Source organism: Sunxiuqinia sp. A32, from assembly GCF_052690465.1.
Genome location: NZ_JBQYLI010000004.1, coordinates 228901 through 241368, shown reverse-complemented (window position 1 = coordinate 241368; position 12468 = coordinate 228901). Strand labels below are relative to the sequence as shown.

Genomic DNA, 12468 nt, shown 5'->3' with positions numbered 1-12468 from the left:
AATGAGACCAAACATTGCAGTTATTTATGGAGGAGACTCCTCTGAGTATATTGTTTCCGTTCAAAGTGGAAAAAATGTTTTTCAGTCTATTGATACAGAATTGTTTCATCCATGGCTGGTTGAAATGAAAGGTTTTGAATGGAAAGTATTTGTTGATGGTGATGAAAGCGTTGAGATCGATCGAAGTGATTTTAGTTTCGTGTATAATGACGAAAAAATTAAATTCGATTATGCTTACATTATCATACATGGAACACCTGGAGAAGACGGTATTTTGCAAGGATATTTTGACCTTTTAAAAATACCGTATTCTACCTGCGGAGTTCATTCATCAGCATTGACTTTCAATAAATATTTTTGCAGTAATTTCTTGAAGAACTTTGATGTTCCAATGGCGAAATCTGTACGATTGAAGAAAGGAACTGAGATTGATATACGAAGCATCGTTGGAGAATTGGGATTGCCGGTTTTTGTGAAACCAAATGCAGGCGGCTCTAGCTTTGGGATTACGAAGGTAAAGTCGGTGGAAAAGTTAAAGGAAGCAGTGGAAAATGCATGGAAAGAAAGTGACGAAGCACTGGTTGAAGAATTCATTTTAGGAACAGAATTTACTTGTGGATTGGTTAAATTGAAAAATGAAGAATTCGTATTTCCATTAACAGAAGTGCTTCCCAAAAAGGAATTCTTTGATTTTGAGGCAAAGTATACAAAGGGGATGACCGATGAAATTACACCAGCACGCCTTTCACCTGAGCTTACTCTAAAATGTCAGCAATTAGCATCCAAGGTTTATGATTTATGCAATTGTCAGGGAATTGTCCGAGTTGACTTTATTCTTAAGGAAGAAGAGTTTTATTTCCTGGAAATCAATACAACTCCGGGGATGACCTCAACTAGTTTTATTCCGCAACAGGTCACTGCTATGGGAATGAAACTAAAGACCTTACTTAGCAAGATTATCCAAGATGGATTATCATAAAAATGTGTATAAATTTATCGTATAAAGGAGTCGGGATGGGTCTCCTTTTTTTATACCTTTAAAATTCGTTTGCCTTTGAATTGTTTCTGGTGAACTAACTATTTTTCAATTCGTTTATCAAATTAGACATGGCCACACAGCGCAAAAATCAAAAAGAAAGAAACAATACAGTCGAGCAAATTAATGCTCAATATGGGAAATTACCACCCCAGGCAATTGATGTAGAGGAAGCCGTATTAGGTGCGTTAATGCTGGAGCGAGATGCATATGTGACCATTGCTGATATTATTGATACTGACAGTTTTTATAAAGACGAACACCGAAAAATATTCGAGGCAATTAAATTTTTATCAACTCATGAAAAGCCCGTTGACCTGCTTATGGTTACACAGGAATTGAAAAATCGTGAGCAGTTGGACGAAATTGGAGGTCCACTTTATGTGACTCAATTGACTAGTAGAGTTGCGTCTGCAGCTCACCTTGAATTTCATGCTCGCATCATTGCTCAAAAATATATTCAGCGAGAATTAATTCGTGTTTCTTCTGAAATTCAGGTGAAAGCGTATGATTCGAATATGGATGTGGATGACCTAATTGATTTTTCCGAAACAGCATTGTTTAAAGTTGCAGAGGGAAATATTAAAAAGGAAACTGTGCCGATAAAACCGATCCTGAAGGAGGCTGCGATATTAATTGAGAAAGCTTCGCAGCGAGCTGATGGATTGAGTGGTTCTCCGAGTGGCTTCTCTGCGTTGGATCGAATGACTTCGGGATGGCAAAAGACGGATTTGGTGATTATTGCTGCACGTCCTGCGATGGGAAAAACAGCTTTTGTTCTTTCGATGGCACGAAATATGGCAGTAGAACACAAAGTTCCTGTTGGTGTATTCTCTTTGGAAATGTCATCAGTTCAGTTGGTGAATCGTTTGATTGCGGCAGAAACTGAATTGGGTTCTGAAAAAATAAAAAATGGCCGCTTAGCTGACTGGGAATGGGAACATTTTAACCGCAAATTAAATGTTCTTGAAGACGCTCCTATGTTTATTGATGATACTCCAGCTCTTTCTATTTTTGAATTTCGTGCAAAATGTCGACGTTTGAAAATGCAATATGATATTGGCTGTGTAATTGTAGATTACCTTCAGTTGATGACTGCAGGTGTTGATAATAGAGGAAGTCGGGAACAAGAAGTGAGTATGATTTCCAGGTCACTAAAAGCTATTGCGAAAGAATTAGACATTCCTATATTGGCACTGTCTCAGCTAAACCGTTCGGTTGAATCACGAGAGGGTAAACGACCACAGCTATCGGATTTGCGTGAGTCAGGAGCCATCGAGCAGGATGCTGACTTAGTGTTATTTATTCACCGTCCCGAGTATTATGGAATTACTGAGGATGAGAATGGACATTCGTTGTTAGGAGTGGCTGAAATTATTATTGCTAAACACCGTAATGGGTCCGTGGGTGATGTTCAACTTGCATTCAAGAAGCAACAAGTTAAGTTTTGTGATCTTGAAACAACGATCCCCGATGAAATTGCAGGTGTTGGAATGGGACAGACTTTTAGTTCCAAAATGAATGACGATACCTCTGGATTTCAAATGCCGGTTAATAGTGGCTTTGAACAGGAAAATTCTGATTCTTATGGAAGACCTCAGTCAGATGATGCACCTTTCTAAATTGAAAAGTAAAATCTTATTAACGTTTTTATTCTTGTTTGTTGTTTTTCAAACGCAGGCTGTGTATTTGCTTGTGCCAATGGATGAAAAACAGCACGATCATTTAAAAGCCTACGGAATTGCCTATTGGACTCTGGAAAAAGCGATTGAGGTAAAATGGTTATTGAATTATCGGGGTGGAAGTTTTCTGATCGCCTATGATCAGCAAATAGAGAATGAATGTTTGGTGAGAGGTGTTAGTACTGAGAAAATTGCCGATGTTCAGGCAAATGCTATTCTTGCTGATATTGCACGGCCCGAAGTAAATCAGGATGCTATTAGCATGCAGAAGGCTCCGAAAATTGCTGTGTACTCGCCATCGAACAAACAGCCTTGGGATGACGCAGTAACGCTTGTTCTTACTTATGCAGAAATAGCGTACGATGTAATTTATGATGAAGAAATCTTAACCGGGAAATTAAAAGATTACGATTGGTTACACTTGCATCATGAAGATTTTACTGGTCAGTTTGGAAAATTTTATCGCACATATCAACACATGCCATGGTATCGGGAAGAAGTTGAAACAAACCAGCAACTTGCTGGAAAGATGGGTTTTTTGAAAGTGTCAGAGATGAAGCAAGTTGTCGCCAGGGAGATTCGCCAATATGTTTCGATGGGTGGTTTCCTTTTTGCTATGTGCGCAGCGACAGATACCTATGATATCTCGCTTTCTGCTATGGGGGTGGATATTTGTGAATCCATGTATGATGGGGATCCTGCCGATCCTCAGATGAATGAAAAGCTGGATTTTGAACAGACACTTGCCTTTAAAAACTTTATAATTGAAAAGGATCCTTTCGAATACGAATTTTCTAATATTGATGTAACAGGAACACGTAAAGTCCCACAGAATCAAGACTATTTCTCTCTATTTGATTTTTCTGCAAAATGGGATCCAGTGCCAACCATGTTGACTCAAAACCATAAAAACCTGATTCGAGGGTTTATGGGGCAAACAACAGCTTATGATGAAGATCTGTTAAAGTCAAATGTTTTGGTGATGGGGGAGAATAAAGCTGCGAATGAAGCCAGGTATATTCATGGAGAGCTAGGCAAAGGCTTTTGGACTTTTTACGGGGGGCACGATCCGGAAGATTATCGCCATTTAGTTGGTGATCCTCCAACTGACTTGAGTCTGCATCCCAACTCACCGGGTTACCGCCTTATTTTAAATAATATCTTATTTCCTGCTGCTAAAAAGAAAAAGCAAAAAACTTAATGGTTCTATATCGGATCGCTTTTAATTCTGTAGCCTCTGTCTACTATTTTATGTATTTCAGTTTGTTTCCTCTTATTGCAGGTTCTTTCCCCGGAGAACCATAGTCTTATAGTTGAATAATAAGATGGTAATTTGAACGGTATGTTGTATTCGAATGATTGCTGCCATTTATTTTGAACTGCTTAACTGAAATATAATGGGAGTGAAATGAAAAAACCCGTAGAGTTTAAATCCTACGGGTTCTTTTTTATCGGGTAAGGCAGGAGGGGCTACCTTATAGAAATGTTATCTATGAAATTGAAGGAGAAAGAGTGCCTGCCTCCTGCCTTGTTTTTTTATCTGTTGGGTTTAATTAAGTTTGATTTATCAACCTTAGAAGTAGCTATTCTTGCTGATTTCATAATGGCTGATTTCATAGTTCCATTATCCAAAACCACTTCCTCAGAGAAGGAAGGATAATCGTATCCAACCAAATAATCATTAAGAGAGAATCCATCTTGGAGCAAATCAAACTCCAATATCATTTTTGGAGAATCGCCGCAAACCACGAAAGTTCCTGATCCCTTAATTGTATAAGCATACTCATCACCTTCGTATAAGGTTGTCATATAGTATTGCTCTGGAATAGTAAAACCACCGCTGCTGTTCCAATTGAATTCTATGTCAACTGGTTGCATGTCGATGATTTCTTCAGCCCAGAAGTCGCCAGTCCATTCCGTAAATATTCCGGTAATTTGCAATTTATCACCTGCAAGGCTGGTTACAGTTTGTGATTCATAATCATAACTATCTATGCCAGACCAAGAACCAGCCAAGGTTGCTATATCTGCATTCCACGTTTGAGCTATTGCCTCTTCGAAAGTATAACTTGCTCCATTTTTTGTCAATTTGGCCAATACTGTTCTATAAGCAGAACATGGACTTTGGTTATCCATGATCGATGGAAATTCTAACGTTTCTCCATTTATAGTTCCAATCTGATCAAATTGTAAAGTGGCATCAATTGTAAGAACTGCGTTTAGGTCACCAGCATCAATTGTTGAATAAATATCCGTAGCAATCAGGTATTCTCCATCCTCCCAATCCCCAGGGAGTTTGAATTCTTCAAAGCTAGCGTCATCTGCGTAATCTAAAATTACACCATCCATATCCGTAATTAACAACCTTAAATCAATGGCATCAGTAGGGGCAAGATCAATCTCAATTGCATCTAATATATTGGTGTCCCACGATAACCCAATTACCAAATCATCCGATTCTAGATTGTTTATGGTGAAATTTATTGTTGCAGGTGTTAAACTTGCATTAGCAGTAGTCACATCCCCTACTTGAAGAGTTAGTGTTTCAGCCTCTTCTTTTAGATCGTCACTTAAGATTTGAATCTCAGCAGTAGCTGTTGTAGAACCCGCAGGCAAGACAACATTAGGAGTCACCTTATAATCGTCTGCACTTGCAGTACCATCAATTTGTTTGATGTATAGCTTAGTGTCAACAATTTGAGGCTCGCTTAAAGTGATCGTTATCGTATGCTTTGAATCATCTTCAGTCAAAGTCATCGGGCTCGTGAAATCAGGAGTGATAGTAATGCTTGGGGATTTAGGTACCAAGTTACTATATCCTGTATAATCTTCCTGGTCGCAGCTAACAACAGCTAAGCTGAAAGCAGCCAGCATTGCCAACGAGAAGAAAATATGTGTTATTTTATTTGTCATAATTGAGTATTTTCAATGGTTATTCAACAATTTTTTCCAATACATGATAGAATGTACGCGGTCCAGAATCTTTGGTATAATATCCATAAGTCATATACAATCTGTCTTTGCCTTCTACATCATCAAGAACAACAATGTTACTGGTTTCGCTACAGTCAAGTCCCATGGTAGCAAAATCACCGGCATTTGTCAAACAGGTGATAAACGGCTGATCATTTCCAGTTTGAGCGACACCATCCCATTCCTCAGGATATGAAATCTTAAGAGTTTCCGGGTCAACCTGGAAATACCATTCATTTCCATCAAACGCTTCTGGCCCAAAATATTCAACTACCCTGTAAGTAATTGCATCAACAGATTCAATAACTGTCTCAGCTGGCCAATCGTCTTCAGTGTAAAACCATTCTATGGTTCCTGTATTTCTTCCGTAAACAGCATCAATTGCTTTGTATTTACCTGCAAATCGTGTTGCAACTGTAACTTTTGTTGTCTTGTTTTGCTGCACGACCCTTCCATCATCAGTTGTCGCTAAATACTTGAATTCCCAGTAATCTCCAATTTTAAATTGTCCATCAGAGTTAGGTAACGCCTCTCCCTCTACTGTAAGATCTGCAATCAAGTCGTCAAAAGTAAACGAAAATGAATCATAAGTTTCAGTAGATAGGTCGTTAACACTTAGTGTTGTATACGGCGTTGTGTTTGACATTATTACTCTGGGAGTAACAATGGTGTCAGTTTCTGTGAAAGTAGAGTCGTTCACAGATGAGTAGAACGTTTTAACAACATCAATTTTTGCAGTTTTTGCAGTCCCTTGATATATACGAACAGAAGCAGTATACGGACCTGTATTTCCAACGATGTAGTTCACGGATGGAGTTTCAATGTCAACAAGACCTCCCTCTACACCAGTGAGAACACTCTCGCTTTCGTCGCAGGAGTAAAGAATCACCAGTGGTAAAACAAATATGGCTAATATTCTAATTAATATTTTCATAATTCTTCAGATTTAATATTATTTCATCCACCAGATTGGTGTTGTTAACTCATCAGCTCCTTGTTGAGCAACAGCAGCTTTGTAGTTGACGCCGTTAATTGAGACTTCTGTTGACTCATATCTTAAACGGCTTGGTATTTCACTAATAAAACCATCAGCCGCAGGGGTAAGTACAGGATATCCTGTTCTTCTCCATTCAGTCCAGGCTTCAAATCCTTGGCAGAAAAGAGCAGTCCATTTCTGCGTGCCAATTTGTTCAAGAGCTCTGCCTGAATCAAATTTAATTCCTCCAAGAGAATTATAGGTTGCAAATTCACCTCCAACACCGTTTTCAGATAATGAATTTTGTATTCCAGCCTCATAATATCCTTGAACAGCAGCAGCGCCACCTGAGATATATCCTTTTTGGGCAGCTTCTGCCATCAGGAATAATAGTTCTGTATAGGATAGGAAGTAGCCAGGAAGAGTTGCTTCAAGATATTTCTCTCCAATAGAGGAAACATCGTCGTAACCATAACCTTCAAGTGGTGATTCTTCATATCCGGAAGGTTTACCTACATACGTGTCCGTGTTAACAGCTGGTTGCGCATATACTTCCAGCCTTGGGTCAGATGTGGCAATTAAACGATCTACTAACGTCTGTGCTAGTTTAAATTCGCCTCGGCCACCGTCAACAATTGTTTCAAAGATTGGATTGGCGTTTGGTGAAGCAGAAAGATAAACAACCTTTGCCTCATCATCGTTTGATGAAAACAAGTTTCCACTGTTGACCAATGACTGAAGAGCACTGCTAACATCCTTTTTGGCCGAAATGCGCATCAAAGATCTGAATTTCAGTGAAGCAGCAAATTTCATCCATTTTGAAGCATCTCCTTCATAAAGGATATCCATGCTTGAATCTGTTGTTCCATTTCCGGAAGCAAGCAATGGCATTGCTTGATCGAGTAGGGAGACAACACCATCATAAACAACTTCCTGAGTATCATATACAGGTGTGAAGTTTCCTTCACTCGCACCTAATAGTGCTTCTGTATAAGGTACATCACCATAAAAATCGGTTAATTGTGCAAAACAATATGCTTTAATAACCAGCGCAATACCTTTATTTACATCATTCCCTTCATCTTCAGCTAGTAAATACATCTGGTTTGCATTTGAAGCAGCTGTGTAAAAAACATTCCACAGATTGTCCATTGTACTAACACGTGGTTTATATCTTTCGGGATCATTATACTGCACCATTGAGACGTGTTGTACCCATGTTTCTCCATGCTCCAATCCATTGAAAGTAGAGTACAGCTCATTGGCCATGCTTCTGACTGAAGTACCGATGATCATACTTGATGGAATGATAATCGGATCATCAACATTAGCATTGATTTCCTCAAAATTCTGATCACATCCAACAAACAGTGTCGCTGTGATGAGAGATATCAATATATATTTTATAATTTTCATCTTATGTATGATTTAAAATTTCACATTTAAACTAACACCATAGCTTCTTGCCGAAGGCAACTGGCCAAATTCAAACCCTTGTTGACTATTCGAGTTGTCAAATCCTGATTCAGGGTCAATGTGAGGTGCTTTTTTGTATAGAATTGCCAAATTTCGACCAATCAATGCAACATTAACATTTTTCAGACCGATTCTTGTAACCCATGCTTTCGGTAAATTATAGCTTAACGAAAGTTGGCGCAATTTTACGTAAGATGCATCAAAAACTGAAGACTCAGCCAGTGTGGCGTCATATGAATTGTGGTTGAAGTTTTCAGCACTTACAACTACATCATTAGGAACGTAGTTGCCATTGTCGTCAAGCATTACACCGTCGCCTACAATACCAGTTTCTCTTCCCTCTAATGTTTCTTCCAATACACCGGCAGTTCTACCCCAGGTAGTGGTCATTGAATAAATATCACCACCTATTTTTGCATCAACAAGTGAAGTGAAAGACAATCCTTTGTAGTTAATAGCAAGATTTACACCGCCTGTCCAGTCTGGTTGAATATCTCCAAGAACTTTAATATCACCAGCAACTGGTAATCCGTTCTCATAAATAACTTGACCTGCAGGTGTTCTAGCTAATGATCCACCGACCAATACACCATAAGGATAACCTTCTCTTGCTTCCAAGTTGGTTTCCCACATATTACCAAGGATCAATGACTCTTCATCATTTTCTTCATCTTTACCTGCCTTTACAACCATGTTCTTATTTTTTGCAAAGTTGATCTGCATGTCGATTGAAAAGTCGTTGTTTGAAGTCTCAACAAGTGTTCCTCCAAGTTGAATTTCAACCCCTTTATTATTAGTCTCACCAATATTATCCCAAACACTGCTTACACCTGAAGCATTTGTAACTTGCACAGGAATTACAAGATCTGTATTCGTTTGGTCGTAGTAAGTAAAGTCAAAACGTAGTCTGTTTTGGAACATTCTTACTTCAAGACCTCCCTCCATACCAGTTGTCGTTTGACTTTTGATATTGGCGTTATTTAGAGTAGTTGGGAAGAACCCAAAAGTATTTCCAGCCCAGGGAGATGAAGATAATTGATAAACTGGAAGGATATCAGAAGGGCCTAAAGGACCAAATCCACCAACTTCTGCCCAGCTTCCACGAACTTTAAGCAAGCTCAATGTATTTGACTGGATCTTCAATATATCAGAAAGAATACCACTCAAGGTAAAAGAAGGATAGAAGAATGAGTTATTTTGCAGAGGCAAAACACTAGCCCAGTCATTCCTTCCCGTAACGTTGAAGAATAAATATTCTTTGTATGATAATTCAGCACTTCCAAACACACTATTGATGGCAGATTCAGAGTGGCGGTTTCTACTAACCATAGTAGTACCAGATTTCACGTTACCTAAGTTATATAGGTCTGGTAATTCTAATTGAACTGCTCGATAGTCCCAAGTTGTTTTAGTATTAACCATGCCACCACCAATGCTAGCCATAATTTTAAAATCGTCATTAATTGACTTGTCGATGTTCAAAAGAACCTCCATATTACTTTGGAAGAATGAATTCTCATCTTCGTCATAGAATCCGTCCTGGCCTGATCGGTTGAAAGCAGAACCAAATCTCCAATATGTTGGTGCATCACCAGAGCTACCTTTTGCCCAACGAACACTTGTTTTGGTAACATAATTATCAAGACCTACGTTCCCAGAAATGTTCATCCAATCATTAATAATGTAAGATAATCCAACATTACCAATATATCTGTTTTTGTTATATACGTTTCTGTTTGTTTCCAACTGCCAATAAGGGTTGTTCTGGAATTGTGTGTTCCAGCTGATAGGCAATGTTCCAGCTCCGTATGTAGATCCTGGAAGTGCTTTTGGTAAATTTCTCCAGTCTTTTAAGATTTCTAAATCAACATTTCGTCCAGACCAGATAGTTTGTTGTACAACGTTAGATCCATCGTAACCTGAGTTAGGAAGGTTGTCACTGTCTGACTTGATGAACTTGATTCCAAAGGTTGCACTTAGTTTATCAGATAAATCATGTGTGCCGACAGCATTAAGGTTTAATTTTTTGAAATCAGTGAAAGGAATCATACCAGTCTGGTCTGAGTAACCTGCATCCAATCTAAACGTTGTAGTTTCGTTTCCACCTGTCAAAGAAACGTTTGTTCTGGAGGTTAAACCAGTTTCGTAAAAGTTCTTTACGTTATTTGGATGAGAAACCCAAGGTTGTGGTTGTGGGTTGTCTGGGTTTTTAATGTATGATGTATATTGCATAAAATTCAACCCAACATCAAGTGGTGGTCCCCAGCTTTCATCAACTCCACCGTCTCCTGAAGTACCATTTATATATTCAAAAAAGTCTTTACTTGATCCTTGTCCGTATGAGTTTTGGAAACTTGGAATTACTAAAGGATTTTCAAATGTGATGTTTTGTGTAATTTCAACACCTAGTCCGGTGCTTTTTGTTCCTTTTTTAGTTGTAATTACGACCACACCGTTAGATGCTCTAATCCCGTAAAGGGCGGCAGCTGATGGACCTTTAAGTACATTGATTGATTCGATATTGTTTGGATCGATATCTGCAACACCGTTTGGCATATCGAAACCACCACTGTTAGTAGTTGTACCATCATTGTTGTTTGAAATCGGCACACCATCAACAATAAACAATGGTTGAATATCACCAAAGATAGAACTGGCACCCCTAAGAACGATACGAGATGATGATCCAACTGCACCAGAACTGTTTGTGATATGCACACCGGCGATCTTACCATTCAATGAGTTTATGAGGTTGTTCTCAGGAGCTTCGTTTAGCTCACCACCATCAACTGATTGAGTTGCATAACCTAATGACTTTTCGCTCCTTTTGATACCTAAAGCAGTAACAACAACTTCATTAATACCAATAGTCTCAGATTTTAATACAACATTTACGATACTTCCGACTATGGCAACATCTTGAGTTTCCATTCCGACAAAGGAGAGAACTAATGTTTGAGCGTCTTGAGGAACTTTAAGAGTATACTTTCCATCAAGATCGGTAATCGTACCAAGTGTGGTACCCTTTACAGATACTGAAACACCAGGTATAGTACTTCCATCATCCGCGGAAGTCACCGTACCTGAAATTTCCTTGGTTTGCGCGAAAACCGACTGCAAACCAAATGCAAAAATTGCAAGTAATAATGCGATTTTTTTCATAGAAATAATTTTAATAATTAAACAGCATCAATTCTTTTACATATAATAAGGACAGTAAAAAATTTTTATGTGAATCTTTCCCCTAAAAATAGAGTGCAACAAAATTGTTCCCCCAAACAAAATTGGCACATTAATTAATAATTGTACTTAAATGTGAAACCTTCAATTTCAATTTAAAAGCGTTGTTTCGGATTTGTTAAAAAACCTTAACAAACACAAATTTATAAATAAGTTTGAATCATGAAAGAGTTTATGGGAAAATTACAAATGTTAAACATGACTTTTGTCATATTATCTATTTAACAGCGTGGGACGGGACATATGCAGAAAGTTAGATGTATTGTTTGTGGATAAGGTTTTTGAACGGATTTGTAGAATATTCAATAATCTTATTTTGAATAATTCTAAATTATAAAATTTCATTCAAAAAAATCAATTTTGATATTGAATATGTTTTTAGCGATGAATTAATATTCAAAACTGACGTATTTCCATTCGTTTTTGCTTCAAATTCATTATTTGGAACTACGTTTTTATCGTCATTTCGAAAAAACACTTGATCAATGCCAAAATTATGTGCACCAAGAATGTCACTTTCCCAAGAGTCTCCAATCATGATGCTTTTACTTTTTTTTGCATTGCAATTTTTAAGTGCATGCTGGAAAATTAACTTGTCTGGTTTTGGAGCCTGAACTTCTTCAGAAATAAATATCCAGTTAAAATATTTTCTTAGCCCGCTGGTTTCAAGCTTTTTATGTTGTACTTGTTTGAACCCATTGGTAATAATGTGCATTTTGTATCCTCTGTTTGCTAAATAATCCAAGGTCGGAAGGACTCCTTCTATCAATTTATTTTGTAAAGGCATTAGATTTAGATAGCATTCATTCATTATTAATGGATCGATGCCAGCAATTTTAAATTTATTTAATGGTTTTTCGAATCGGGTTTTAACCAGCTCTTTTTTAGTGATTTCCTTTTCTCTGTATGCTCCCCATAAGGATTCATTTATTCTTTGATAATATTCGAAAAACTCTTCAAACGAAACATGATTATTAATGCTTAATTCCTCAAATGTTTGTTTCAGTGCTAATTTCGAATTACTTTCAAAATCCCAAAGAGTATTATCCAGATCGAAAAAAAGATGGTCGTATTTACGCATTATC

8 protein-coding genes are annotated in these 12468 nt (G+C 37.8%); 3 read left to right on the top strand and 5 right to left on the bottom strand.

Going from position 1 to position 12468, the window contains the following annotated elements; genetic code table 11:
- Nucleotide 1 precedes the first annotated feature (1 nt).
- The 3 genes from ACUNWD_RS05800 (at nt 2) to ACUNWD_RS05790 (ending at nt 3919) form a co-directional block, all read left to right on the top strand.
- Nucleotides 2–979 carry a D-alanine--D-alanine ligase gene (locus ACUNWD_RS05800; protein ID WP_445586837.1) on the top strand — a complete coding sequence of 326 codons (978 nt, stop codon included), beginning with the start codon at nt 2–4 and terminating at the stop codon, nt 977–979.
- Between the two features lie 128 nt (nt 980–1107).
- Nucleotides 1108–2658, top strand: a complete 1551-nt coding sequence (gene dnaB / locus ACUNWD_RS05795) for a replicative DNA helicase (RefSeq protein WP_445586836.1) — start codon at nt 1108–1110, stop codon at nt 2656–2658.
- Nucleotides 2624–3919 carry a hypothetical protein gene (locus tag ACUNWD_RS05790; RefSeq protein ID WP_445586835.1) on the top strand — a complete coding sequence of 432 codons (1296 nt, stop codon included), beginning with the start codon at nt 2624–2626 and terminating at the stop codon, nt 3917–3919. The genes dnaB and ACUNWD_RS05790 overlap by 35 nt, the downstream gene beginning before the upstream one ends.
- A 335-nt stretch (nt 3920–4254) precedes the next feature.
- Here ACUNWD_RS05790 and ACUNWD_RS05785 read toward each other — a convergent pair whose 3' ends face one another.
- The 5 genes from ACUNWD_RS05785 to ACUNWD_RS05765 all read right to left on the bottom strand — a co-directional run bounded on the left by ACUNWD_RS05785 (nt 4255) and on the right by ACUNWD_RS05765 (nt 12464).
- Nucleotides 4255–5631, bottom strand: a complete 1377-nt coding sequence (locus ACUNWD_RS05785) for a hypothetical protein (protein ID WP_445586834.1) — start codon at nt 5629–5631, stop codon at nt 4255–4257.
- A 19-nt stretch (nt 5632–5650) separates the two neighbouring features.
- Nucleotides 5651–6625, bottom strand: a complete 975-nt coding sequence (locus ACUNWD_RS05780; RefSeq protein WP_445586833.1) for a hypothetical protein — start codon at nt 6623–6625, stop codon at nt 5651–5653.
- 18 nt (nt 6626–6643) lie between these two features.
- A complete protein-coding gene (locus tag ACUNWD_RS05775; RefSeq protein WP_445586832.1) occupies nt 6644–8083 on the bottom strand; it encodes a SusD/RagB family nutrient-binding outer membrane lipoprotein in 1440 nt (479 codons plus the stop codon).
- A gap of 12 nt (nt 8084–8095) precedes the next feature.
- Nucleotides 8096–11305 (bottom strand): SusC/RagA family TonB-linked outer membrane protein, encoded by a 3210-nt coding sequence (locus ACUNWD_RS05770; protein WP_445586831.1) that lies wholly within the window; start codon nt 11303–11305, stop codon nt 8096–8098.
- 409 nt (nt 11306–11714) lie between these two features.
- The gene (locus ACUNWD_RS05765) at nt 11715–12464 is read right to left on the bottom strand and encodes a YjjG family noncanonical pyrimidine nucleotidase (protein ID WP_445586830.1); all 750 of its coding nucleotides are present in this window, start codon (nt 12462–12464) and stop codon (nt 11715–11717) included.
- Nucleotides 12465–12468: the final 4 nt, after the last annotated feature.